Raw genomic sequence first — 22,862 nt, 5'->3', positions numbered from 1 at the left:
GTGGCGGCGCCGCCACGAGCCTCCAGTGGGTGGGGCTAGCGTCACGAGCGGGGCACCCGCCCCCACCACCGTCTCGATGAGGAGCCCCATGAGTGACACCGACGGAGCGCCGTACCGCGCGCTCGAGCCCGACGAGAAACTGCGCGTCCTGCTCGACGAGGAGCGCGAGCTCGACCACGACGCGTTCGACCACGACGACGCGTGGGCGGTCGGGTCGTGGTTGCGGGCGACCGCACTCGAGCGCGGACTCGGCATCGGCATCGCGGTGTCGTTCGGCGAGCAGCGGGTGTTCCACGCCGCGACGCCGGGCTCGGGGGCCGTGAACGACGCCTGGCTCGACCGGAAGTTCCGCGTCGTCCGGCACTTCGCGCACTCCACCTTGGCCGTGCGGACGCAGTACGAGGGCGGCGGGAGCACCTTCGACGAGGCCGCCGCCCTCGACCCGCGGCAGTACCAGGCCGCGGGCGGCGGGTTCCCGGTGCTCGTGCGCGGGATGCTCCTCGGTGCGATCGGGGTGAGCGGTCTGGAGATGCACGACGACCACGCGCTCGTGGTCGAGGCCCTCCGCGCACACCGCGCCGACACGGCCTAGAGGCGCCGGAGCCGGATGGGCCAGGATGGCCGGATGGTCAGTGCCGTCCGACTCATCCGCTCCGCCGCCCTCAGCTCGGTCGCCGAGTACGCCTACGCGGCGACCGCGCCCGCCGAGGCACGGCTGGTGTTCCTCGCCGGCTCCTGCCCGCTCGACGCCGACGGCCGCACGGTCGCCGTGGGTGACCCCGCCGGGCAGGCGGCCGCGTGCGTGGCGAACCTCCGGCAGGCCCTCGCCGATGCCGGCGCAGAGCTCACCGACGTGGTGTCGACGCGGGTGCTCGTGGCGTCCTCGCGGCAGCTGGACCTGATCGCCGCGTGGGAGGTCGTCCGCGACGCCTTCGGCGACCACGACGTCCCGAGCACGCTCATGGGCGTGACCGTCCTCGGCTACGACGACCAGCTCGTGGAGATCGAGGCGGTCGCCGCCCTCGTCGACTGAACGCGGCGGGCGCGACCCGAGAGGACGGGAGGCTCGGTGCCGGTCCGGCACCGAGCCTCCCGGCCGTCAGCGTGTCAGGGCGTCAGCGGCGGCGGCCGGCCAGCAGGGCCGTGACCGCGGCAGCGGCACCGAGCCAGACGAGCGGGCGCGTGACGCGCCGACGCTTCGCGACCCAGCCGCCGTTCGTCGCGTTGCCCGCGTCGGCGGGCTGGTACAGGTTGCCGTCGGTGGGCGCCTGCTTGCCGCGGAGCGCGAAGATCTCGACCATCGGCTTCGTGATCTTGTGGAACAACCCGGGGAAGACGTACTGCAGCGGCACGAGCGACGCCTGGATGCGCCCGACGAACCGGTACCGCTTGGGGTGCACGGCCGCCTGCACGACCGCCTTGCCCGCACGCTCGACGGAGACCGTCGGCGGCAGCGGGTGCGAGTTCTTGCCGGTGTAGTTGGCGCCGTTCTGGTAGATCGGGGTGTCGATCGTCGACGGCATCAGCGTGGTGAACTCGATGCCGGTGCCGGCGAACTCGTCCCCGAGCACGTCGACCAGGCCGAGCGCCGCGTGCTTGCTCGTGACGTACGCCGACTGGTACGGCGCCGAGAGCAGGGACTGGATGCTGCCGACGAGCACGTAGGTGCCCCGGCCGCGCTGCTTCCAGTGCGGGAGCAGGTACTTCACGGCGTTGAGGTGGCCGTAGAGGTTCGTGTCGACGACGCGCTTGAAGGCCTCGGTCGGGGTCTGCTCGAACAGCCCGTAGACGAAGAGCGCGGCGTTGCCGACGAAGACGTCGATCCTGCCGTAGCGGCTGGTGACCGTGGCGATGAGGTCCTTGACCTGGTGCTCGTCGGCGACGTCGATCGGGATGGCGACCGCCTCGGCGCCGAGCTCCCGGCACTCGGCGGCGGCGGCCTCGAGGCTGTCGTGGCTCCGTGCGGCGAGCACGAGCGTCGCACCGCGCCGGGCGAACTCGTGCGCTGCGGCACGGCCGATCCCGCTCGATGCTCCGGTGATGACGACGACCTGTCCGCGGAACCGTTTTCCCATGCGTCCTCGATACGCGCACCCGGCTGACCGTCCTCCCGAGGTCGTGGGACGATGGCGCCATGGCAGGTCGGAACGGCACCAGCGACGGGCTCTCCCACGAGGAGGCCACTGCGATCGCGGAGCACGCCCGCGAGGGCCGACTCGACCTCGACGACCCGGAGATCCGCCACCTGGTCGGTGAGGCGAACCGGATGCTCGTCCGCACGCAGATGTGGGGCGAGACACCGCCCACGCCGCGCCGCCGGTGGAAGCGCCGGGGGCTCGCGATCGGTGCCGCGGCGATCGTCGCCATCTGGGTGATCGGGCTGCTCGGCCCGCTGCTGCTGCACGTCGCGGCCGGGGACTGACCGCGACGACCTGACCGTGAGGGACTGACCGCCGGGACCACGGGTGCGCTGGCCGCCGTCGACTCACTTCTCCGGGTCGTGGCCCCAGTTCATCAGCGACCAGCGCCACGGGGTGTCGTGCACGTCACCGTGCGGCCGCTGCTTCGCGTGCCGCGCGACGTACCCGACCACCTTCCGCATGTGGGCGTGGTCGGCGTCGGTGTACTCCCCCTGCTTCTTCTCGAGGATGCGCACGATGTGGCGTCCGCTCTCGTGCCCGGTCGACTCCGTGCTGCCGCCGGTCTTCTGCCCGACGCTCTTCGACTCGTCGGTGTCCAGCCAGTGCCGGAGCTCCGACGCCGTCATGTTCACCGCGTCAGCGAAGTCGTCCCTGGTCTGCTGCTCGTCGTCGCTCATCGACCCAGGATCGTCCGGGACGCTGGACGCCCTCGGAGTCCGCTTCCCGCACGGACCCGAACCGACGCCAAGCCCGCTGCGCGTTGGGTGGTCGGCGAACGACGTCCGTCGACGGAAGGAAGAGGACATGCGCGCAGTGGTGTGGCACGGCATCGGGGACATCCGGTTGGACGAGGTGCCCGAGCCGACGATCCAGGACCCGCACGACGCGATCGTGCGGGTGACGAAGAGCGCGATCTGCGGGACCGACCTGCACTTCGTCCGCGGCACGATGGCACCGATGCAGGAGGGCACGATCCTGGGGCACGAGGCCGTCGGCGTCGTGACCGAGGTCGGTGACGCGGTCCGCGGCTTCAGCCCCGGCGACCGGGTCGTCATCAACTCGACGATCTCCTGCGGCGCATGCCGGTACTGCCGCATGGGCCAGACGGCGCAGTGCGACGTCGCGAACCCGAACGGTCCCCAGGCGGGCACGAGCTTCTTCGGCGGCCCCGAGTCCACCGGCCCGGTCAACGGCCTGCAGGCGGAGGTCGTCCGCGTGCCGTGGGCGCAGAACACCATGCACCCGCTGCCCGAGAACGTCAGCGACGAGCAGGCCATCCTGCTCTCCGACATCTTCCCCACCGGCTGGTTCGGTGCCGAGCTCGCCGGGGTCACCCGCGGCGACGTCGTCGTGGTGTTCGGCGCCGGCATCGTCGGGCAGTTCGCCGCCGCGTCCGCGTTCAAGCAGGGCGCCGGTCGCGTGATCGTCGTCGACGGCGAGGAGACCCGCCTGGCCGCGGCCCTCGCCCAGAACTGCGAGGTCGTCGACTACAACCGCGAGGGCCCGGTGCAGGCGGTCATGGACCTGACCAACGGCATCGGCGCCGACGCCGTGATCGACGCCGTCGGGGTCGACGCCGAGCGTCCGAAGCGCGGCCCGGCTGCCGTCACCGACGAGCAGGCCGCCGCGTTCGACGCCGAGGTCCGGCAGGTCGCCCCGGACGGCCGCCCCGAGGGCTTCGGCGACGCCCAGCAGTGGAAGCCCGGCGACGGCCCGTCGCAGGTCGCCCAGTGGGCCGTCGAGGTCGTCGCCAAGTACGGCCGCATCGGCATCATCGGCGTGTACGGCCCCACCGCCGAGCGGTACCCGATCGGGCAGGCCATGAACAAGAACCTCACCATCCGGATGGGCAACTGCGACCACCACTCGGTCACGCCGCCGCTCATCGACATGGTCGCCGCCGGACAGTTCGACCCGACGGCCCTCATCACCGAGCACGAGTCCTTCGGCTCGGCCATCGACGCCTACGCGGCCTTCGACCGGCGCGAGCCCGGCTGGGTCAAGGTCGAACTGGAGGCCAACTGACATGCCCACCGACCAGTACGAGTTCGGCGACCCCCGCTCCCGCTACCCGAACGTCTCCCCGGAGCCGCAGACGCAGGCCGAGCCGGGCCTCCAGTCCCGGATGACGCCCGTGCCGGACCTCGGCGAGGACAGCTACCGCGGCTCCGGCCGGCTCGCCGGCCGGAAGGCCCTCATCACCGGTGCCGACTCCGGCATCGGTGCCGCCGTCGCGATCGCCTACGCCCGTGAGGGCGCCGACGTCGCCCTGGCGTACCTGCCCGACGAGCAGGAGGACGCCGACCACGTCATCGAGCAGGTCCGCGCCGCCGGCCGCACCGCCGTCGCGATCCCCGGCGACCTGCGGGACCGGTCCTACGCCGGCCGCCTCGTGGAGGAGGCCGTGGCCGGCCTCGGCGGGCTCGACGCGCTGGTCAGCGTGGCCGGCAAGCAGCGCTGGCAGCCCGACCTGCTCGACATCACGGACGAGCAGTTCGAGGAGACCTTCGACGTCAACGTGTTCGCGCTGTTCCGGCTCGTCAAGGCGGCAGTCCCGCACCTGCAGCCCGGGTCGACGATCATCACGACCGCGTCGATGGAGGCCTACCAGCCCGCCCCGGACCGGCTCGACTACGCGGCGACGAAGGGCGCGATCAACAACTTCTCGAAGGGGTTGTCGCAGCTGCTCGTCGAGCGCGGGATCCGCGTGAACATCGTCGCACCCGGCCCCACCTGGTCGGTGCTCCAGGTCACCGGCGGCGTCGACCCCGAGTCCCTGCCCGAGTTCGGCAGCAGCGAGTCCCCGATGGGCCGCGCCGGGCAGCCGGCCGAGCTCGCCCCGGCGTACGTGTTCCTGGCGTCGCAGGAGTCGAGCTTCGTCGCGGGCGAGACGCTCAACGTCAACGGGGGCATGGTCACCCCCTGACCCGTCCCTAGCGGCGGTCGCGCTGCTCGAGCCGCGCGGTGTACACGAGGAACGTCGTGTGCCCGAGCAGCGCGATCCCGAAGAACACGAGCGCGACCGCGTAGACGCGGTCCAGGGTGCCGTCGCCGGTCACCAGCAGCACGATCAGCGTGACGACGGCAGCCGACAGCACGCCGACCTGGACCATCGACCACGTCTTCCGCCACCGGGGCTGCTGCTCCTGAGGGTTCACGGTCACCATCCTGCCCCATGGCGGACAGGAGGCCCGGTGCGGGCCGGCACCGGGTCTCCCGTCCGGCGGATGGCCGCGACCAGGGCGAGCGCGGTCACCACCGCGGCACCGACCAGGGCGGCGCCGTAGCCGACCCCGTCGACGGCCGCGCCGGCCACTGCTCCGCCGACGGCCTGTCCCAGCACGAGCACGACGAAGAGCATCGAGGCGCCCGCGGGGGCTCGCTCGGCGTCGATCGACGCCGTCCAGGTGAGCAGGGCACCCGTCGCGGCCGTGTAGCCCCAGCCGAAGACCGCGCAGGCGACGAGCACGACGCCGATGCGTCCGGGAGCGAGGCCGAGGGCGAGCGTGCCGAGGGCCACCGCCGTCACCGTGACCAGCCACGTCCACCGGAGGCCCAGGTCGGCCAGCCGCCGGGCGGTCAGCACGACGGCTGCTCCCCCGACGCCGATCGCGATCCACGCCACGATCGAGGTGGTCCGGTCGGCGCCCGCGGCGACGAGGGCGGCGCGGCCGGCGTTCCAGACGGCGGCGGAGCCGGCCCCGAGCAGTCCCGCGGCGACGAGCGGCGTGGTGTGGCGGCGGAACCACGACCGGGTGGGGCGGTGGGGCGCTTCGGCACTGTCGGTGTCGGAATCGTGGGTGTTGGTGTCGGTGTCGTCGGTGTCGGAGTCGAGCAGCAGGACGGCGGCGCCGGCGAGGACCGCGCTGCCCGCCGCCACGAGCCACGCCGTGCGCCAGTCCGGCAGCACCACGAGGGCGACGAGCCCCGCGGCGACCAGCCCGGGCCCGGTGCCCGAGTTCACGATCGTCTGTGCGCGCGAGACACCCGCGGGCCGGACGTTCCGCGTCACCACCTGGACGAGCGCCGGCGACGCGAGCCCCGCACCGGCGCTGCCGAGCACCGCGGCGGCGCCGAACACCGCGGCGCCCGGAGCGAGCGCCATCCCGACGGAGCCGACGGCCGCGGTGAGCGCGGCGGCGACGACGAGCACCCGCGGGCGCCGTGCCGCCTGGACGAACCCGACGACCGCGCCGACGCAGTACAGCAGCGACGCCCCGGACGCGATGCCGCCGGCGGCGCTGGCGCTCAGCCCGAGGTCTGCCTGCACGTCGGGCAGCACCAGGCCGTACGCCAGGCGGACGAGGCCGTACGTCACGGCGATCAGCGCGGTCCCGGCGACGACGAGCGCGGTCGGGTGCGTCCCATTCGAAAACGATCGTTTCACTTTTCGGAGTCTAGGGTGCTGGCATGGCGATGCGTGCAGGAACCGAACGGAAGCTGCTCGACGCCGCCGAGGAGCTCTTCTTCGCGCACGGCATCGCGGCGACCTCGGTGGACGCCGTCCTCGAGCGCGCCGGGGTGTCCTCGGCGACGCTCTACCGCGGGTGGCCGAGCAAGGAGGCCCTCGTGGCCGCGACCCTCACCCGGCGGCAGCAGGACTGGGAGGACACCTGGACCCGCTCGGTCGAGGCCTCGACGACGCCGCGTGACCGGGTGCTCGCCGTGTTCGACGCGCTGGACGCCTTCCGGACGCGGTCGGACGCCTCCCGCTGGTGCGCGTTCCTCGGGACGGCGTCGGAGTACGCAGATGCACCCGCGGAGATCCGTGCCGTGCTCGACGTCGAGTCGGACGTGCTGCGGTCACGGCTGACGACGCTGGCGGAGGACGTGGTCGGTGCTGCCGCCGCGTCGACGGTCGGCGAACAACTCGCGCTCGTCGTGTCCGGCTCGCTCGCGATGCGCCTGCGCGACCCCGGGTACGACACGACCGTGGCGCGGGCGGTGGCCGGCACGGTGCTGGACGCAGCGGAGCGCTGAGCGGCCGTCCCCGTGACGGCGGTGCAGCCGTCCGGGGTCAGGGGTGGCGCGTGCCCTCGCCCGCGAGCACCGCCCGGTACCCCTCGCGGTACGTCGGGTACGCGAACGTGAACCCCGTCGAGCGGAGCAGCGCGTTCGACAGCCGCTTCTCGCCGCCGCCAGCACGCCGGTCCGCGTCGCCCTCGGTCCGCACGGGGGGCTCCGGCAGCCCGAGCTCGGTCGCGAGGAACCGCAGCACGGTGTCGAGGCGCACGGGCTCGTCGTCGGTGCCGAGCACCACGGGCGGCACGGTGTCGAGCGCGGCGAGGTGCACGAGCGCCGCGGCGGCGTCGTCCCGGTGGATGCGGTTCGTCAGCATCGACCCGTCGGGCGTCGGCGCCAGGCGGGCAGCGCCGCTCCGGACCTGGTCGACCAGTCGCTCGCGACCGGGGCCGTAGATGCCGGAGAGCCGCACGAGGACGGCCTCGGGTGCACGCTCGCGGAGCAGCGCCTCGGCTTCGAGGAGCACGTCCGCCGTGGGCGTGCCACCGCGTGCCGGGGTGTCCTCGGTCACGGTCGCGCCGTCCTCGACGTCGTACACGGCCGTCGACGACACCACGAGGACCCGTGGCGTGACGCCGGCCGCGGCGATGCCGTCCAGGACGTTCCGCAGGCCGTCGACGTAGGTCGCGCGGTACTCCTCGACCTGCCGGCTGCCCGCGGCGAGCGCGACGACGACGACCTCGACGTCCTGGTCGATCGTCGGCACGTCCCGCCGCAGGTCCACTGACCGCCCCTCGACGGGTTCGGGGACCAGGTCGGCGCGGCGTCGGAGTCCGACGACGCGGTGGCCGGCCGCTGCGAACCGGAGTCCTGCCTCGATGCCGAGGTCGCCGCACCCGGCGATGATCACACTCACCCGGACGACACTACGGGCCCGTCTGACATCGCGCCCTGACCTGTGGCATACCGTCTGCTTGCGTGTTACATACCAGTTTCCCTACGCTGGCCGGGCGCCACGGCGGCGCATGTGGATCAGACCCGGTGATCCACACCCCCGAGAACGTGGGAGAACGACATGCGGCATCGGAAGACCATCCACACGACCGTCTCGGCTCTGGTGCTCCTCGGCGTCGCGGTCGGCGCGAATCCCCCTGCGGCGGCAGCCCCGGCGGCCGGGCCGCCAGCGGTCTCGACCGACAGCACCATCGGCGTGGCCATCGAGGTCCGCGCCGACGGCAACGGCCCGTTCAGCCCCACCGACGAGCCGGGCGGGGACACCGGAGCGTCGAACGGCATCGTCCGGACGATGGACGCCGTCACGTACCGCGTCACCGTGAGCTCGAACGACGGCAGCAGCAGCAACGAGCGGTTCACCGTGACGGCACCGAGCGGCACCAGCTGGGCGGGCCTGCCCGGCGACTGCACCGACGCGGGCTCCAGCATCGTCGGCGCTGACCTGACCTGCAACACGGGCACGGTGGCCGAGGGCAAGGCGCTCTTCGTGCCGGTCGTCCTCAACGTCTCCGGCGACCTCGCGAACGGCGACACGTTCGCCGTCCCGGTCACGGCGACGGCGGACGACGCCGGGAACGGTCCGGTGACCGCGACGTCGGCGAGCACCACCGTCTCGGCCGCCGCGCGCTACAACCTGAGCAAGGACGTGCACGCGAGCCGTCTGGTGCCCGACGCGCCCGGACCCGACGGTTCGCCGGGTCTCCAGCTGACCTACCCGATCGCCGTGGACTGGCAACCCCTCGTCCCCGGGCAGGGGCTGCTCGGGTTCGAGAAGAGCGCCGGCCCGATGACCTTCACCGACGACCTGTCGAGGATCCTCGGTGACCTGCCGTCCGGTGCGGTCCTGTGGAACGGCGGCGACGCGGTCTGCGGCCCGAACGGCGACGACGCCTGGACGATGCCGAACCTGCCGCGTGGTTCCGGCGGCGGCGCGACGGGCGTCGTCGACTCCGGCACGATCGCCTGCACGCAGAGCGGTCCGGGAGCCGACGTCGACGTCACGATCACCGGGACCGTCACCGACCCGGAGCACTTCCCGACCAAGGCGATCCAGCACGGTCCGATCGCCGGCGGCGTCAAGCCCTACGTGGTGTCCGGCTTCATCAGCGTCTGGCTGCCGACACCGCCGGACGGGACGACCGTCAACTCGGTCAACGTCTTCACCCCGCTCCGGACCACGTCCGTCAGCGGCGCGCAGAACTACCGGGGCAGCTCCGAGCCGCTCGCTGACAACCGCGCCGAACGCACCATCACCGAGTACGCCGCCGGGACCGTGTCGAAGCAGCTCTTCCGGGTCACGGACGACCGAGGGACCGTCTCCACCGGCTCGGCCAAGGACGGCGACCCCTGGTACACGGCGGGTGACCGAGTCCGGAGCGAGGTCGCCCTGGCGAACCCCGGCCTCTCGAGCCACGACGACGTCATCATCTGCGACACCTGGGACCGGCGGACACAGCGTCTGACCCAGGTGGGTGGCCGGTACGGCTGGGAGTCGAAGCTGACCGGCGGGGTCGTCCGTCAGTACGCGGCCTTGACGATGAGCAGCCCGGCGGAAGGCCAGCGACAGGCGGACTGCGGCGACGACGCCGGACCGTGGTACGACGACCCCGACGACGTCCCGGGCGGGATCGACGCGATCGGTGCGACCCGCAGCCTCGGCGACGTGCGCGGCGGTGACGTCGCCGTCATGTTCACGTTCCTCGAGCTCCTGTCGGCGGAGAACGGCACCCGCGCGTACGACTTCGGTCACGCCTGGATGGGCGACCGCGACCCGCGATGGGTGCACGACACCTGGTCCGATGCCGAACTCGGCGCCGGACCGCTCTCCGACAGCGCGCTGATCACCGAGAACCGGGTCCGCGTGGAGAAGAAGGTGGTCGACCCGGGGCACGACCCCGGCGACACCCCGGACGACACGAGCTTCGCCGTCGCCGGCAACACCGTGGACTTCGCGCTCTACCCGACCCTCACCAACGGCAACACCACCGGCGGGGAGACCACGGTGACGGTCCGGGACGTGCTCCCCTCGACGATGCACTACGTCCCCGGCTCGGCGTCGCCGGCTCCGGTGGTCGACACGACCGTGGACGGGGACGGCAAGGACGTCCAGCGTCTGACCTGGGACGTCGTCACCCGGCCGAACGCCCTGATCGAGCCGATCCGCTACTCGGCAGTGATCGCACCGACGGCACCGGCAGGCTCGGTCACGAACACCGTCGTCGTCGCATCACCCACGGATGCGTCGCCGGAAGCGTTCCGGGCGGCCGAACGCGCCCTCCAGATCGTCGTCAGCGGTGGCGTCGTGGTCGAGAAGGCGGCGGTCGAGCCGGTCGTCGTGGCGGGCGACCACCCGCGGTGGACGCTGTCCTACACGAACACCGACGCGAGCCCGATCGACGAACTCGACGTGATCGACGTGCTCCCCCACCCGGGTGACTCCGGCAACTCGAGCTTCCACGGCACCGTCGGGCTCGCGGAACCGGTGGCTGTGGACCCGGCTGCGGGCGAGCGGGTCCTGTACACGGAAGCCGCTCCCGAGACCATCGCGCTCGATCCCCAGGAGGCCTCCAACCAGCCGGGCGGGTCCACGCGCTGGTGCACGGCGTTGACACTGGCGACGGACGGCTGCCCGGACGACCTCGGCCACGTGACGGCGTTCCGCCTCGAACGGCGGGCTCCGGTGGCGTCGGGCGGGACGGTCACCCACCAGGTGGCCCTCGCCACGGACGGCCAGCAGGACGGTGACGTCTACACGAACCGCTTCGGGCTGCGCGCCTCGAACCTCGCGCTCCCCGTGCAGTCGAACCCGGCGTCCGTCCGGGTGGTCGCGGGCTCGATCGGCGACCGTGTCTGGCAGGACACCGACGGCGACGGCCTGCAGGACCACGACGAGCCGGGCGTCGGTGACGTGCCGGTCGCGCTGACCGGGACGGACGACCGCGGGCAGCAGGTCACCCGCACGACGGCGTCCGACGCGGACGGCACCTACATGTTCGACGGACTGCGGCCCGGCACCTACCGGGTGCGCTGGACCTCGCCCGACGGGCAGACGTTCACCGTCGAGCACGGCGGCGACGACCGGGCCGTGGACTCCGACGCGGACGCCGACGGACGGAGCCCCGTGGTCACCGTCGGACGCGTGGAGACCGAGTCCGGTGCGCTGACGGGCGTCGACCACGACGACACCGTGGACGCCGGCCTGCGAGCGGACCCGACCACGCCGGTCCCGCCTCCCGTGGGACCGGATGAGCCCGGCGAGTCCGGCGAGTCCGGTGCGCCAGGTGGCAGCGGCAGCAGTGGTGGCACCGGGGGCTCCGGTGGCACCGGAGGCTCCGGAGCAGGGCCGGACGGTGGTTCGTCCACGCTCGGCGCCGTGATCCCTCGGCACGAGACCGCCGGCGGACGGCACGAGCTCGCGTTCACCGGCGCGACCGGCCTGACCGTGGTCGGTGGACTCGCTGTGCTGCTGCTCCTGGCCGGCGGTGGCCTGGTGCTCGTGCGGCGTCGTCAGGGCCGCTGACAGTCCGCCGCTGACAGCGCGTCGCTGCCGGCGCGCCGCTGCCCGGGCCCGTGGCGGTTCGTACCCGCAGGGCGCGTTCGTTCCCGCAGCGCCCGCACTGGCAGGTCGGATCGCGCGTGGTGGGTCGGGACGACCGACCTCCCACGCGCGATCCGCCTCGCCACGCGCGATCCGCCTCGCCACGCGCGATCCGACCCCGCCGCACCTGACCCCGCCGGGCCGGCCGTCGGGGCGTCGCCGTATGATCCTGAGGAACCCCTCGTCAACGGAGACGGAGCCCGGCATGCCCGAGACCACCACCATCCCCAGGACCCGTGCCACGGCGTCGGTCGCCGCGATCCTCGCCGAGTCGGCCGCGCGCTACCCGGACGACGTCGCCGTCGTCGTCGGCGACGAGCGCACCACGTACGCCGAGCTCTGGTCCGAGACCCTGGCCTACGCCGGAGCGCTCCGAGCCCGCGGCGTCACCGAAGGCGCCCGTGTCGCGATGCTCGTGCCGAACGTGGCCGACTTCCCCCGCGTGTACTACGCCACCCTCGCGCTCGGGGCGGTCGCCGTCCCCGTCCACGCCCTCCTGAAGCGCCGCGAGATCGAGTACGTGCTCCGCGACAGCGCTGCGACCCTCCTGGTGTGCGCCGCTCCCCTGCTCGGCGAGGGTGCCGCCGGTGCCGCACTGGCCGGGGTCGACGTCCTGACCGTGCTCGCCCCCGCCGCGTCGGCGGACGACGACGACGCCCCGGACCGCCTGGAGGCCCTGGCCGGCTCGAGCGAGCCCCTCACCACGTACGTCCCCCGGGACCCGTTCGACACCGCGACGATCCTCTACACGAGCGGCACCACCGGTCAGCCGAAGGGCGCGGAGGGGTCGCACTTCGCACTGCTCGAACAGGTGAACACGAACCTGCTCACCACGTTCGACATGCACCACGGCGACGTCCTCCTGGGGGCACTCCCGCTGTTCCACACGTTCGGGCAGACCTGCACGATGAACACCGGCTTCCGTGCCGGCGCGACGATCGTGATGCTGCCGAAGTTCGACGGCGACTCGGCCCTCGCCGCGATGGTCGAGCACCGGTGCGGGATCTTCATGGGCGTGCCGACGATGTACATGGCACTGCTCGACGCCGCGACCCGGACCGAGGCCCGACCGTCGCTCCGCTACGCCATCTCCGGTGGGGCGTCGCTGCCGCTCGCCGTGCTCGAGCGCTTCCAGCAGGTCTACGACGCCCCCGTGCACGAGGGCTACGGGCTGACCGAGACCTCCCCGGTCGCGACGTTCAACCACGTCGGCACGCCCCCACGGCCCGGCACCATCGGCACGCCGGTGTGGGGCGTCGACGTCGAGATCGCGGACCCCGCGACGGCCGAGCACGTCGTGCTGCTGCCCCGAGGTGCCGTCGGCGAACTCGTCATCCGCGGCCACAACCTGATGAACGGCTACCTCGACCGGCCCGAGGACACGGCAGCGGCGATCGTCGACGGCTGGTTCCGCACGGGCGACCTCGGCACGAAGGACGACGACGGCTACCTGACGATCGTCGACCGGACCAAGGACATGATCATCCGGAACGGCTACAACGTGTACCCACGGCAGGTGGAAGAGGTCCTCGCGACGCACCCCGACGTGACCATGGCCGCGGTGTTCGGCGTCCCGCACGAGGTGCACGGGCAGGAGATCGAGGCGGCCGTGGTCCTGCGCCCCGACGCCACCGCCACGCCCGAGGACCTCGTCGCCTTCGTGTCGGCGGAGATCGCGGCGTACAAGTTCCCGCGCGTCGTGCACGTCCTCGACGCCCTCCCGCTCGGGCCGAGCGGCAAGGTCCTGAAGCGCACCCTCGTCGAGCGGTTCAGCGGACAGGCGGAGCCGGCCACGGCCTCCTGACCGGATGCGCGACCGTCACCTGTCGACGCTGCGCACGCCGTGACGGACAGGAGGCCCGTGGCGGGATCCGCCACGGGCCTCCTGTCCGGTCCTGGTCAGAGGATCGGCGTCCCGCCGGTGACGGCGACACGCGCGCCCGACACGTAGCTGCCGTCGTCGCTGGCGAGCAGGACGTACACCGGGGCGAGCTCGGCCGGCTGGCCGGCGCGGCCCAGCGGGGACTGCGTGCCGAACTGCTCGACCTGCTCCGGCGGCATCGTCGACGGGATGAGCGGCGTCCAGATCGGTCCGGGCGCGACGCTGTTGACGCGGATGCCGCGCGGACCGAGCAGCTGCGCGAGTGCCGCCGACAGGTTGGCGACGCCGGCCTTGGTGACGTCGTACGGGGCCAGATCGGGCCGGGGGTTGTCCGAGTTCACGGAGCTCGACCCGATGATCGAGGCGCCGGCGCCGAGGTGCGGGAGCGCTGCCTTGACGAGGTGGAAGTAGGCGCTGAGGTTGGTGGCGAGGGTGTGGTCCCACTCCTCGTCGGTGATCTCCTCGAACGTCTCGTGGGCCATCTGGTAGGCGGCGTTGTTGACCAGGACGTCGAGGCCACCGAGTTCGCTGACCGCGGTCGCGATGACCTCGCGGCAGTACGCCGGGTCGGTCAGGTCGCCGGGGAACAGGACGGCCTTGCGACCCGCCTCCTCGACCCAGTGCTTCGTGTCCTCGGCGTCGTCCTGCTCCTCGGGCAGGTAGCTGATCAGGACGTCAGCGCCTTCGCGGGCGAAGGCGATGGCCACCGCCTTGCCGATGCCGCTGTCGCCGCCGGTGATGACGGCTCGCTTGCCGGTCAACTTGCCGGAACCGCGGTAGGACTCCTCGCCGTGGTCGGCCTTCGGGGTCATCGCGTCCTCGTGACCCGGGGGCGGCTGCTGCTGGTCGGACATGGCACTCCTTGCGCTGATCGGGGTCCGTCGTGTGGACCCGATGGTCGGCGCGGTGCCCTGGGCGGGTGTCCGGGGTGGCCGGATGGCGCAGGGCCGCTGGGCCGCTGGGTGGCTGGGTCCTTGGGCCCCTGCGCCGCTCGGCCACTGGGCCGCTGGGCCGCTGGGCCGCTGGGCCCCTGAGCCGGCGGGCCCCCGGGTCAGCGCGCCGTCCAGCCGCCGTCGATCGGGAGCGCCGTCCCGGTGATGAGGGAGGCACCCTCACCGGCCAGGAAGGTGACCGCCGCTGCGACCTCCTCCGGCTGCCCGATCCGGTGCAGCGCGGCGATGCGCTCCACCGTGTCCGCACGGAACGCCTCGTCGGCGAGCGCCGGCGCGGTCCCCTCGGTCTCGACGAACGTCGGTGCGACGGCGTTCACCCGGATGCCGTACTGCCCCCACTCCACCGCGAGGCACTTGGTCATGTGGATGACGGCCGCCTTGCTCAGGCAGTAGGACGACTCCCCCGGCAGCGCGACCAGGCCGGCCTGGGAGGCGATGTTCACGATGGAGCCACCCCCGGACGATCTCATGTGCTTCGCCACGTGCTGCGAGACGAAGAAGGTCGACTTCGTCGTGAGCTCCCAGACGGTGTCGAAGTGCTCCTCGGTGACGTCGAGGGCGTCCTCCACGATCCCGCCGCCCGCGTTGTTCACGAGCACGTCGATCGTGCCGAGCTCCGCGACGACGCTGTCGATCGCCGACCGGCACGCGGCCAGGTCCGTGACGTCCATCGGGACCACGGCGACCCGGCGGCCCATGGCGCGGATCGTGTCGGCGAGTCCGGTCGCGGCGTCGGGGTCCCGGACGCCGAGGGCGACGTCGGCGCCGTGCTCGGCGAGGTCGAGCGCGATCGCGCGGCCGATCCCGCGGGAGGCGGCGGTGACGAGGGCGACGGAGCCGTCGAGGGTCAGGGTCTGCATGAGCGCGTCCTTCGGGGTCGGAGACGCTCAGTCTGCACCGCTGCGTGGCGGTTCCGCAGCGCAGCAGCGCCGCGTGGGAACACTGCTCAGCGTGCTCGCGCGGCGTCGAGCCGCTCGTTCGCACCCCGCCACGACGGGGGCAGGTCGGGTCCGAGGGCGGCCCAGTCCACGAACCGGCTGGCCTGCATCAGCGGGCGGGTGTCCGTGGCGAGCGCCGTGTGCAGCGGGCCGCGCACGAAGGCCTCGAGCGCGGGTCGGTCCTACCAGGCCGTGAGGGTGGAGAGCGTTCCCCGCACCGGCGACACCGCGAACTGGTGGCCGGCGAGCCCCGTCGTCGTCGGGAGGGCCTGCCAGAGCTGCTGCGTCGACGCCATGATGCCGAGCAGCCGTCGCCGCGACTGGACGGTGAAGCGCGTCGCCATCACGACGTACTCGTGTCCGGCGTCGAGCTCGAGCACGCTCGTCCACGGAGAGCCGGGCATCAGTCCGCCCTGCGAGCGGTGCCGGTCATGGCCTCGGACGCCGCCCACAGGTCAGCCTGGAGGGTCGCGTCCTTCGCCCGGGCGGAGGCCGTGATCACCTGGGCACCGCCACGCATGTGGAAGAGGTGCTCGGGCCCGGTGAACGTGCCACCCGGCAGGTCCCCCGTGATCGCGAGCAGCACGGGCAGGGCTCCCTGGTCCGGGCCCTGGCCGATGACCGGCAGCAGGACGTCCCACAGCCCGGGCCGGGTGCCGGCGGGGCGGTCGTAGATCGGCGTCACGACGATCCCGGGGTGCGCGGCGAGGGCGCGCACGGGCGAGCCGGCCTGTCGGAGGCGGCGGTCGAGCTCGAGGGTGAAGGCGAGGTTGGCCAGCTTCGAGTCCGCGTACGCCCGACCGCCCTTGTAGGGGCGGGTCCGCCAGTCCAGGTCGTCCAGGTCCAGCCGGCCCATCCGCTCCGCCTGGGAGGACACGGTCACCACGCGCGAGGTGATCCGCGACAGGAGCAGCGTCGTCAGCAGGAAGTGCCCGAGGTGGTTCGTGCCGAACTGCATCTCGAAACCGTCATGCGTGCGAGCGAGCGTCGATGCCGACACCCCCGCGTTGTTGACCAGGACGTCGATCTGCTCGGTCGTCTCGTCGGCGAAGCGACGGACGGAGGCGAGGTCCGCCAGGTCGAGCGCCCGGACGACGTGGGTCCCGGCCGCCCCGGGGAGCTCGGCCGCGACGCGTCGGCCCTTGTCGGTGTCACGGACGGCGAGGACCACCCGGGCTCCCCTGGCGGCGACGGCAGCCGCGGTGGACCGGCCGATGCCGCTGGTGGCGCCGGTGATGAGGATGGTGCGGCCGGCCAGGTCGGCGGTGGGAGCGGGGTTCGTCATGCCGCAAATGTAGACGGCGCACACATTGTTGTCAACGTCCACACAGCGGTAGGATCGGACCATGTCCACTCCGTACCACCACGGCTCGCTGCGGGAGGTCCTCATCGCCGAGGGCCGCCAGCTGCTCATGGAGGAAGGGGCCCAGGCCGTCACGATCCGCGGGCTCGCCAAACGGGCCGGGGTCAGCCACAGCGCGCCGCTCCGCCACTTCCCGGACCGGGAGGCGCTCCTCGACGCCATCGCCGCCGAGGGCTTCGACGAGCTCACGGCCGCCCTCGGCACAGCGGACCGCCACGAGGACCTGCACACCCGCCTCAGCGACTACGCGCACGCCCACGTCCGCTTCGCCTTCGAGAACGGGCGCCTCATGGAGCTGATGTTCGCGGGCGCACCGCGCGGGGTCGACTCGCCGGCGACCCAGGCGGCGACCCGGTTCTTCGCCCAGGGCGCCGCGATGCTCGGCGAGCACAGCCAGGGTCGCCCGGGTCCGCTGCCGTTCCTGGTGGCCGGCATGTTGGAGGGCATCAGCTCCCTGGCCAGCACCGGTCGCCTGGCGCCGGACCAGGTGGACGAGGTCACGGATGCCGCGGTGGCCCTGCTGCTCCCCGCCGTCGCCGGACAGCTCGACCAGCGCTGAGCGCCGACCTGCCGGGACGAGCCTCCTGGCCCGCAGGGGCAGCGATCCCCTACGGTGAGCAGCGTGGACATCGGACGAGCACTCCTCGGAGCCAGCGCACTCGGTGCCGTCGTGCTGGCGGTGGGCTTCGGCGTGGTCGTCGCACCGGGCAGCACGCTCTCGACCGACGCCCGAGGTGATGGTGGCGTCTGCGGTACCTACCCGGCGGAGGCAACCTCGGCCGCAGCATGGTTCCTGACGTCGTTCCGGAACGACACCGCGCACGGCATCCGCGTCCGCGACGTCCGCGCCGGGGAACTCCACAACGTGGCCCTCTCCCACCTGTCCATCGCGACGGCCCCGAGCACGGACAGCGCCGGACTCACCATCACGACCGACCCGGCCATGCCCGGCAGCTACGGCCGCACGGTGCCGATCGACAGCGGCGTCGTGGTGCCGGCACACGGCGAGCTCGACGTCGTCGGCCGTGTCGTGCTCGACGACGGAGCGGACGCCGGGCGGCTCCACGGCCTGGTCGTCACCACCGGCGGGCCGCTCGGCACGACCCGCTCCGTCACCGACCCGACGTCGTTCGGCGTGGGCATCGGGGTCGGGCACGACGAGTCCGACATCGGCTGCACCGGCGCCTGAGACCGGGCCGGACGCGCGTCAGCACTACCGGGAGTGCGGTCCGAGGACGACGGCGACCACGATGAGCGCGACCACTCCGGCGCCGACGGCCACGAGGCCGAGTGCCCTGGGGCGGCCGGGGTGGACCAGCAGCGCGGGGACCGCCGCCAGGACCGCGCCGGCGACGTAGGGCAGCGGCGTCGGCGACAGGTCGACCGTGCCGGATCCGCCCCGGAGCGCGCTGACCATCCCCAGCACCACCTCCGCGACGAGCACCGCGGGGACCACGACCAGCACAGTCAGCCCCAGCCACGCGGCTCCACGCTTCCCGGTGCCGACGACGGCGGCTGCGGCGAGCGCCACCCCGGTGACGACTCCGACGACCAGGACCGCCACCAGCCCGGGGACGCCGGTCAGGAGTGCCATGACGGTCGCGGCGTGCGTGAAGTGCGCGGCTCCGAGACCGATGACCAGTGCCATCAGCGTGTGGAGCACGGCGCGGCCCGTGCTGCTGGGCGGCGCTGCCGTGTCGCGCTGCGAGACCTCGTCCATCAGCACCCCCCGGTGACGCTCAGCCGCCGTACGCGGCGGAGACCCCGATGGGTGCCCCCGCGTCGCGGCATGCCGTACCGACGCCGTTGATCGCGTCCTGCAGGCCGGCGTCGTTGGGGTCGAGGGGCAGCGACGACGCGGGCGCCGGGTGCTGCGTCAACCAGGACTGCAGCGCGCCGACCGAGGACGCGACGGCGTCGGTCGTGGGCAGGTGCGCGTAGACGTACCGGGCTGCTTCGAGGCGCGACCGGTAGGCCTCGTCGCTGAGCTCGCCGCGCTCGTGCGCCGCTCCCGCGTTGACGGTGATGGTCTCGACGGCGCTGACCTGGCCGCAGACGGCCGGCACGCTCGTGTCCGTGTCACCGGGCTGCAGCGCGCGAGGCGTCGCGGTCACGGTGACCGTCTTGGTCGGCTCGGGCTCCCCGGCGGAACAGCCCGCGAGTGCGACGACGGTCGCGGCTCCGATGACGACTGCGCTGATGACGTGACTGATGTGTGCCCCCATGTGCTGATCCTGGCACACCGGGTCATCGGGAGCGGTGGAGCAACGCGGCGAGCTCTCGTGCGACGTGTTCCGGGTCCTGTGTCGCGTCGACCACGTGTGCGCCGTGCGTGCGCATCTGCGCCTGCATCACCGGGAGACCGGCGGCGATCTGCTCCCGGAAGAGCGGGTCCCGGGACGCGACGCGGTCCCACTGCGTCGCAGGGTCGAGTTCGAGCAGCACCAGGCGGTCGAACCGGTCGACGAAGTCCCACTGGTTGACCGCGATCCCGAGCAGCACCCCGTCCGCACCGAGTTCCCCCACGACCTGCTCGACCCGCGGGCCGCTCCAGCCCCAGAAGCACGTCGCCAGGAGCTCGGGTGAGGGCTCGAGGGAACCGTCCCCGATCACGTCTCCCGACGCGTTCATCCACGCGGCCAGGCCGGGCACCTCGTCGGCGTCGAGCGCGCGGATGCCGCGGCTCCGCAGGAGCGCGGTCATGGTCGACTTCCCCGAACCGGGGTTCCCGCTGACGAGTGTGGCCACGGGGCGATCGTGCCACGTGGCGCTCGCCGCGTCGACGGCGCCGGTGGCCGACCCGTCACCGCCCGTCCGGCGCGGGCTGCCGTGCGACGTCCGCGGGCACGGGGACGTGCACGGGGAGCGCGGGCTCGTGGCCGCGGCTGCCGGCGAGCTCCTCGACGAGGGGCAGGAGCGCCCGTGCCTGGAGCATCCGCATCGCCAGGGCGTTCACCCGGACGCCCCACTGGTGCTTGGGTGCGACCATGGCCACCCGCCCCGGCAGGAGCTTCTGCGCTGCAGTGGCCCGGGGTCGCATGGCCGCTTCGAACGTCTCGATCGCCGCGGCGACCCGCGCGCTCGACGCCCCGTCCTGCACGTCGTGCTGTCGGAGGGCATGTGCGAGTTCCGCGGCTCCGCGGAGCCCGAGCGCCGTCCCGAGGCCGCTGAGGGGGCTGGCACACCACGCGGCGTCGCCGATGAGCACGACGCGGCCGTCGGACCAGCTGTCGGGCACGTGGACCTGGTCGTACGTGTCGAGCGCGAAGTCCGGGGCGGTGCGTGCTGCGTCGAGGAACTCGGCCGTGCGCCAGCCGGTGCCGGCGAACACGGTGTCGAGGAGCGTGAGCTGCTCGTCGCGGTCGCGGGGAACGGTGGACGCCGCGAACGTCAATCCCACCTGCTGCTGGCCGTCGTGCCCGGGGCGGGCAGTCACACCGCGGCGCCCCGGCTCGTTGTACGACAGTGCCCACCCGTCGAGCCCGGCCGTCCCGGGCTGCTCCTGGAGCGTGAACCACGCGTGGGCGAGCCCGAGTGGCTTCCGGTAGCGGGACTCCGGCCCGAACCGGAGTGCTCGCGTCCGGGAGTGCGTGCCGTCGGCCCCGACGACGAGGTCGAACACGGCGTAGTGCCCGGACCGGAATCGCACGTCGACCCCGTCGGCCGTGTCCGTCAGCGCGTCGACCGTGTCCGCGAATCGGTGCACGACCCCGGCGGCCCGCGCTTCGTCGTGCAGGAGCGCAGCCAGGTCGGCCCGCAGGAGTTCCTCGTGGGAGATGAACCCCTGTCCCCCGAACGCCTCGACCGGCATCGCCGCCATCCGGCTGCCGTCGGCGCGGATCCAGGCGATGCCGCGTTGCGGGATCAGGCGCTCGAGTGCCGCGTCGATGACCCCGAGGTCGACGAGGACCTGGCGGGAGTCACCCCGCAGGTCGACGGTCTGTCCGCCGGTCCGGAGCGCGGGTGCGATCTCGACCACGGTGACCTGCCACCCGTCCCGGGCGAGACAGAGCGCGAGGGTGTCGCCGGCGATGCCGGCTCCGACGATGAGCGCGTGCGTCATGGAACTCCGTTCTTGCAACTGTCGTTGCATTAGTAGCTCGGAGCATACCTAACGCAGCGCGATGTGCAATAGGCTGCCCGCATGCCAGAAGTCGCCGGTTCCCTCCGCCCAGGTGGGCGGACTGCCCGCACGCGGGACGCCGTGCTCACCGCCGTCCGCGAGACCCTCGCCGACCCCGCGGCGGAACTCACCGTGCCCGCCGTCGCACACCGAGCCGGGGTGCACGCCACCACGGTGTACCGGCGGTGGCAGACGATCGAGTCACTCCTGCTCGACGTGATGGTCAGCGACGTCCGGCAGGCCTCCCCCATCCCGGCGACCGGTGACCTCCACGCCGACCTCACGCGGTACGTCCACCAGCTCCTCACGAGTCTGCGGGGCCCGCATGCGCTCGGCCTGCTCCGGGCACTCCTCGCTGCGTCCCGGACGGCGCCGGACCTCCAGGCGGTCACCGAGCTCATCCAGCCACGGGTCGACGACTTCCAGGCGATGCTCGACGCCGCCGACGTCACCGCGATCGACGGCATGGGGTGCATCGAGCTCGTGATCGCACCCGCGTACCTCTGGGCACAGCTCGGCGCCCCCCTGGATCCGGCGAAGGACACGGGCCGGTTGGTGGACACCGTGCTCCGCGTCACCCGCGGGTGACGACGGCGCTCGCCTGACGGACCGCACCGCGCGGTGCGCGCGGCGACCACCTGCCGGACGGGAGGCTCGGTGCCGGCCGGTCCCGAGCCTCCCGACCGCCTCCTGGTCGCGTCCCGCCGCTCCGATCGACGGTCAGGTGACCGTCGGAGGCGTCGAGCGCAGCGATCGTCGGAGCGCCCCGTACCGGTGCTCCTGGTAGAGCCCCAGGAGCACGGCGAGCAGCACGGCGGTGGCCACGCCGGCCAGGATCGACGGCGTCGGCTCCCCGGACAGCTGCACCGTGAGGATGGCCACACCTGCGCCCCCGACGATCGCGTTGACCACGGAGATCGCGGTCGCCGTGGTGAAGAACACGCCGATCCACGATGCCCTGCGGCCGATCGGCAGCATCTCGTTCGGTCCGTGCGGTCCGTCGGGCCGGGGGAAGTACTTCGCGGCACCCGGCAGGACCGTGGCGTAGACACCCCGGATCCGCTGGATGGACTCGAGGGCGGCGACGTCCTCGAGGGAGGTCTCGACGAGGCGCTCGTACGTGAACAGCCCGAGCAGGAAGACCACCGGGATGACGACCGACAGGAACTGGACGGCGTACTCGGTCCGGGCGAGGAAGCCGAAGGCGACCAGGGAGCTGGACAGCGTCGTCAGGTACAGCGACGCCCGGCTGCTCGACTCGCTCACGGTGATGCTGCGCGCCGACTCCAGGACGAAGTGCTCGTTCTGCAGGGTGCTGTAGAACGCTGCGGCGCGGTCCGGGAGCGCCTGCACCGCTTGGTCCGCCGTGAGCACCACGGGGGCGATGTCCTTGCTCTCCGGCGTGTGCTGGGTGGACGGCTCCGAGTCGCTCGCCGCGGGTTGCCGCACCGAGAAGAGGTTGCCGAACGGGTCGAGGAGCTGGCAGAGCCGTTCACCCGTGAACACCGTCTTCGGCCCCCGGTGCGCGGTCGCCCCGTTCCTCGTCCAGTCGTCGACGAACGCGTCCACGTCCGCGACGGTCCAGTAGGGACTCGTCCCCGCGGGCCCGGGCGAGTTCAGCTCGTCTCGCCGGTGCAGTGTCAGCCTCGTCCCGTCGACGTCGAACGCGACGAGGGCACCGCCCCGGATCGTGGGTTCGGCCCCGAGCCGGGCGGAGTACCACGCGACGGCGGCGTCGAGGTCGTCGACGAAGTAGAACACGTTCCCGACGCCGTGGAGGTCCGCCGCGGTCACGACGCCACGTCCGACTGGGTGGACGGTTCGACCGGCATGTGGTCCCCTTCGTTCGACGGGCGTGCGCTCAGCGTGCCACGACCGTACATGCGCA

The 22,862-nt window shown here is 72.9% G+C and carries 26 protein-coding genes; 11 read left to right on the top strand and 15 right to left on the bottom strand.

Annotated features, from left to right (window positions below):
* Positions 1-88: 88 nt before the first annotated feature.
* Positions 89-592 carry a heme-degrading domain-containing protein gene (locus tag OVA28_RS12145; protein WP_268097138.1) on the top strand — a complete coding sequence of 168 codons (504 nt, stop codon included), beginning with the start codon at positions 89-91 and terminating at the stop codon, positions 590-592.
* 33 nt (positions 593-625) lie between these two features.
* The gene (locus OVA28_RS12140; RefSeq protein ID WP_268097137.1) at positions 626-1,033 is read left to right on the top strand and encodes a RidA family protein; all 408 of its coding nucleotides are present in this window, start codon (positions 626-628) and stop codon (positions 1,031-1,033) included.
* An 82-nt stretch (positions 1,034-1,115) separates the two neighbouring features.
* On the opposite strand, the gene OVA28_RS12135 is transcribed toward OVA28_RS12140, so the two are convergent.
* Complete coding sequence (locus OVA28_RS12135) at positions 1,116-2,075, bottom strand: SDR family NAD(P)-dependent oxidoreductase (RefSeq protein WP_268097136.1); 960 nt, start codon at positions 2,073-2,075, stop codon at positions 1,116-1,118.
* A gap of 59 nt (positions 2,076-2,134) precedes the next feature.
* Here OVA28_RS12135 and OVA28_RS12130 point away from each other — a divergent pair, with 59 nt between their 5' ends.
* Positions 2,135-2,422 carry a hypothetical protein gene (locus OVA28_RS12130; protein ID WP_268097135.1) on the top strand — a complete coding sequence of 96 codons (288 nt, stop codon included), beginning with the start codon at positions 2,135-2,137 and terminating at the stop codon, positions 2,420-2,422.
* Positions 2,423-2,485: 63 nt separating this feature from the next.
* Here the strand turns inward: OVA28_RS12130 and OVA28_RS12125 are convergent, their stop codons facing one another.
* Entirely contained in the window at positions 2,486-2,818 is a 333-nt protein-coding gene (locus OVA28_RS12125) for a DUF3140 domain-containing protein (protein WP_268097134.1), read from the bottom strand.
* Between the two features lie 127 nt (positions 2,819-2,945).
* Here OVA28_RS12125 and OVA28_RS12120 point away from each other — a divergent pair, with 127 nt between their 5' ends.
* The gene (locus OVA28_RS12120; protein WP_268097133.1) at positions 2,946-4,166 is read left to right on the top strand and encodes an alcohol dehydrogenase catalytic domain-containing protein; all 1,221 of its coding nucleotides are present in this window, start codon (positions 2,946-2,948) and stop codon (positions 4,164-4,166) included.
* Between the two features lies 1 nt (position 4,167).
* Positions 4,168-5,067, top strand: coding sequence for an SDR family oxidoreductase (locus OVA28_RS12115; protein ID WP_194661096.1), 900 nt, complete (start codon positions 4,168-4,170; stop codon positions 5,065-5,067).
* A 7-nt stretch (positions 5,068-5,074) separates the two neighbouring features.
* Here the strand turns inward: OVA28_RS12115 and OVA28_RS12110 are convergent, their stop codons facing one another.
* Together OVA28_RS12110 and OVA28_RS12105 are read right to left on the bottom strand one after the other, a co-directional pair.
* Complete coding sequence (locus OVA28_RS12110) at positions 5,075-5,299, bottom strand: hypothetical protein (RefSeq protein WP_139200669.1); 225 nt, start codon at positions 5,297-5,299, stop codon at positions 5,075-5,077.
* A gap of 2 nt (positions 5,300-5,301) precedes the next feature.
* Positions 5,302-6,528 (bottom strand): MFS transporter, encoded by a 1,227-nt coding sequence (locus OVA28_RS12105; RefSeq protein WP_268097132.1) that lies wholly within the window; start codon positions 6,526-6,528, stop codon positions 5,302-5,304.
* A 23-nt stretch (positions 6,529-6,551) separates the two neighbouring features.
* Here OVA28_RS12105 and OVA28_RS12100 point away from each other — a divergent pair, with 23 nt between their 5' ends.
* On the top strand, positions 6,552-7,121 hold the full coding sequence (locus tag OVA28_RS12100; protein ID WP_268097131.1) for a TetR/AcrR family transcriptional regulator: 570 nt from the start codon (positions 6,552-6,554) through the stop codon (positions 7,119-7,121).
* A 37-nt stretch (positions 7,122-7,158) separates the two neighbouring features.
* Here the strand turns inward: OVA28_RS12100 and OVA28_RS12095 are convergent, their stop codons facing one another.
* Positions 7,159-8,019 carry an NAD-dependent epimerase/dehydratase family protein gene (locus tag OVA28_RS12095; protein WP_268097130.1) on the bottom strand — a complete coding sequence of 287 codons (861 nt, stop codon included), beginning with the start codon at positions 8,017-8,019 and terminating at the stop codon, positions 7,159-7,161.
* A gap of 159 nt (positions 8,020-8,178) precedes the next feature.
* Between OVA28_RS12095 and OVA28_RS12090 the strand changes: the two genes are divergently transcribed.
* The gene (locus tag OVA28_RS12090) at positions 8,179-11,637 is read left to right on the top strand and encodes an SdrD B-like domain-containing protein (RefSeq protein WP_268097129.1); all 3,459 of its coding nucleotides are present in this window, start codon (positions 8,179-8,181) and stop codon (positions 11,635-11,637) included.
* 283 nt (positions 11,638-11,920) lie between these two features.
* Positions 11,921-13,519 carry a long-chain-fatty-acid--CoA ligase gene (locus OVA28_RS12085; RefSeq protein ID WP_268097128.1) on the top strand — a complete coding sequence of 533 codons (1,599 nt, stop codon included), beginning with the start codon at positions 11,921-11,923 and terminating at the stop codon, positions 13,517-13,519.
* Between the two features lie 95 nt (positions 13,520-13,614).
* Here the strand turns inward: OVA28_RS12085 and OVA28_RS12080 are convergent, their stop codons facing one another.
* From OVA28_RS12080 to OVA28_RS12060, 5 genes are all read right to left on the bottom strand, one after another.
* Positions 13,615-14,451: an SDR family oxidoreductase gene (locus tag OVA28_RS12080; RefSeq protein ID WP_268097127.1), complete on the bottom strand. Its 837-nt coding sequence runs from the start codon at positions 14,449-14,451 to the stop codon at positions 13,615-13,617.
* 197 nt (positions 14,452-14,648) lie between these two features.
* Complete coding sequence (locus OVA28_RS12075) at positions 14,649-15,410, bottom strand: SDR family NAD(P)-dependent oxidoreductase (protein ID WP_268097126.1); 762 nt, start codon at positions 15,408-15,410, stop codon at positions 14,649-14,651.
* Positions 15,411-15,496: 86 nt separating this feature from the next.
* Complete coding sequence (locus OVA28_RS12070) at positions 15,497-15,646, bottom strand: hypothetical protein (protein WP_268097125.1); 150 nt, start codon at positions 15,644-15,646, stop codon at positions 15,497-15,499.
* A gap of 24 nt (positions 15,647-15,670) precedes the next feature.
* Positions 15,671-15,892, bottom strand: coding sequence for a hypothetical protein (locus OVA28_RS12065; RefSeq protein ID WP_268097124.1), 222 nt, complete (start codon positions 15,890-15,892; stop codon positions 15,671-15,673).
* Entirely contained in the window at positions 15,892-16,773 is an 882-nt protein-coding gene (locus OVA28_RS12060) for an oxidoreductase (RefSeq protein ID WP_268097123.1), read from the bottom strand. Before OVA28_RS12060 ends, OVA28_RS12065 begins: the two co-directional genes overlap by 1 nt.
* A 61-nt stretch (positions 16,774-16,834) precedes the next feature.
* Between OVA28_RS12060 and OVA28_RS12055 the strand changes: the two genes are divergently transcribed.
* Both OVA28_RS12055 and OVA28_RS12050 read left to right on the top strand, forming a co-directional pair.
* On the top strand, positions 16,835-17,410 hold the full coding sequence (locus tag OVA28_RS12055) for a TetR/AcrR family transcriptional regulator (RefSeq protein ID WP_268097122.1): 576 nt from the start codon (positions 16,835-16,837) through the stop codon (positions 17,408-17,410).
* Between the two features lie 63 nt (positions 17,411-17,473).
* Positions 17,474-18,040, top strand: coding sequence for a hypothetical protein (locus tag OVA28_RS12050; protein ID WP_268097121.1), 567 nt, complete (start codon positions 17,474-17,476; stop codon positions 18,038-18,040).
* A gap of 24 nt (positions 18,041-18,064) precedes the next feature.
* Here the strand turns inward: OVA28_RS12050 and OVA28_RS12045 are convergent, their stop codons facing one another.
* From OVA28_RS12045 to OVA28_RS12030, 4 genes are read right to left on the bottom strand one after another with little or no spacing between them, the layout of a single operon-like run.
* The gene (locus OVA28_RS12045; RefSeq protein ID WP_268097120.1) at positions 18,065-18,571 is read right to left on the bottom strand and encodes a hypothetical protein; all 507 of its coding nucleotides are present in this window, start codon (positions 18,569-18,571) and stop codon (positions 18,065-18,067) included.
* A gap of 19 nt (positions 18,572-18,590) precedes the next feature.
* Positions 18,591-19,076: a hypothetical protein gene (locus tag OVA28_RS12040; RefSeq protein ID WP_268097119.1), complete on the bottom strand. Its 486-nt coding sequence runs from the start codon at positions 19,074-19,076 to the stop codon at positions 18,591-18,593.
* Between the two features lie 22 nt (positions 19,077-19,098).
* Positions 19,099-19,599 carry a hypothetical protein gene (locus OVA28_RS12035; protein WP_268097118.1) on the bottom strand — a complete coding sequence of 167 codons (501 nt, stop codon included), beginning with the start codon at positions 19,597-19,599 and terminating at the stop codon, positions 19,099-19,101.
* Between the two features lie 55 nt (positions 19,600-19,654).
* Complete coding sequence (locus OVA28_RS12030) at positions 19,655-20,914, bottom strand: FAD-dependent monooxygenase (protein WP_268097117.1); 1,260 nt, start codon at positions 20,912-20,914, stop codon at positions 19,655-19,657.
* An 81-nt stretch (positions 20,915-20,995) separates the two neighbouring features.
* On the opposite strand from OVA28_RS12030, the gene OVA28_RS12025 reads away from it, so the two are divergent.
* A complete protein-coding gene (locus tag OVA28_RS12025) occupies positions 20,996-21,562 on the top strand; it encodes a TetR/AcrR family transcriptional regulator (RefSeq protein WP_268097116.1) in 567 nt (188 codons plus the stop codon).
* Between the two features lie 132 nt (positions 21,563-21,694).
* On the opposite strand, the gene OVA28_RS12020 is transcribed toward OVA28_RS12025, so the two are convergent.
* Complete coding sequence (locus tag OVA28_RS12020) at positions 21,695-22,768, bottom strand: VOC family protein (RefSeq protein WP_268097115.1); 1,074 nt, start codon at positions 22,766-22,768, stop codon at positions 21,695-21,697.
* Between the last annotated feature and the right edge of the window lie 94 nt (positions 22,769-22,862).

The sequence above is a fragment of the Curtobacterium sp. SL109 genome, assembly GCF_026672405.1.
In the GTDB taxonomy this organism is placed as follows: domain Bacteria; phylum Actinomycetota; class Actinomycetes; order Actinomycetales; family Microbacteriaceae; genus Curtobacterium.
The sequence above is the reverse complement of the archived record's forward strand: the minus strand, read 5'-3'. Positions and strand labels throughout refer to the sequence as shown.

Bases quoted from the DNA above. Each gene is read 5' to 3' on its own strand.
- OVA28_RS12065 (WP_268097124.1), bottom strand. From the start codon at position 15,892: ATGCCCGGCTCTCCGTGGACGAGCGTGCTCGAGCTCGACGCCGGACAC.
- OVA28_RS12055 (WP_268097122.1), top strand. From the start codon at position 16,835: ATGTCCACTCCGTACCACCACGGCTCGCTGCGGGAGGTCCTCATCGCC.
- OVA28_RS12125 (WP_268097134.1), bottom strand. From the start codon at position 2,818: ATGAGCGACGACGAGCAGCAGACCAGGGACGACTTCGCTGACGCGGTG.
- OVA28_RS12080 (WP_268097127.1), bottom strand. From the start codon at position 14,451: ATGTCCGACCAGCAGCAGCCGCCCCCGGGTCACGAGGACGCGATGACC.
- OVA28_RS12075 (WP_268097126.1), bottom strand. From the start codon at position 15,410: ATGCAGACCCTGACCCTCGACGGCTCCGTCGCCCTCGTCACCGCCGCC.
- OVA28_RS12090 (WP_268097129.1), top strand. From the start codon at position 8,179: ATGCGGCATCGGAAGACCATCCACACGACCGTCTCGGCTCTGGTGCTC.
- OVA28_RS12115 (WP_194661096.1), top strand. From the start codon at position 4,168: ATGCCCACCGACCAGTACGAGTTCGGCGACCCCCGCTCCCGCTACCCG.
- OVA28_RS12130 (WP_268097135.1), top strand. From the start codon at position 2,135: ATGGCAGGTCGGAACGGCACCAGCGACGGGCTCTCCCACGAGGAGGCC.
- OVA28_RS12085 (WP_268097128.1), top strand. From the start codon at position 11,921: ATGCCCGAGACCACCACCATCCCCAGGACCCGTGCCACGGCGTCGGTC.
- OVA28_RS12120 (WP_268097133.1), top strand. From the start codon at position 2,946: ATGCGCGCAGTGGTGTGGCACGGCATCGGGGACATCCGGTTGGACGAG.
- OVA28_RS12060 (WP_268097123.1), bottom strand. From the start codon at position 16,773: ATGACGAACCCCGCTCCCACCGCCGACCTGGCCGGCCGCACCATCCTC.
- OVA28_RS12100 (WP_268097131.1), top strand. From the start codon at position 6,552: ATGGCGATGCGTGCAGGAACCGAACGGAAGCTGCTCGACGCCGCCGAG.
- OVA28_RS12030 (WP_268097117.1), bottom strand. From the start codon at position 20,914: ATGACGCACGCGCTCATCGTCGGAGCCGGCATCGCCGGCGACACCCTC.
- OVA28_RS12135 (WP_268097136.1), bottom strand. From the start codon at position 2,075: ATGGGAAAACGGTTCCGCGGACAGGTCGTCGTCATCACCGGAGCATCG.
- OVA28_RS12040 (WP_268097119.1), bottom strand. From the start codon at position 19,076: ATGGGGGCACACATCAGTCACGTCATCAGCGCAGTCGTCATCGGAGCC.
- OVA28_RS12045 (WP_268097120.1), bottom strand. From the start codon at position 18,571: ATGGACGAGGTCTCGCAGCGCGACACGGCAGCGCCGCCCAGCAGCACG.
- OVA28_RS12025 (WP_268097116.1), top strand. From the start codon at position 20,996: ATGCCAGAAGTCGCCGGTTCCCTCCGCCCAGGTGGGCGGACTGCCCGC.
- OVA28_RS12145 (WP_268097138.1), top strand. From the start codon at position 89: ATGAGTGACACCGACGGAGCGCCGTACCGCGCGCTCGAGCCCGACGAG.
- OVA28_RS12140 (WP_268097137.1), top strand. From the start codon at position 626: ATGGTCAGTGCCGTCCGACTCATCCGCTCCGCCGCCCTCAGCTCGGTC.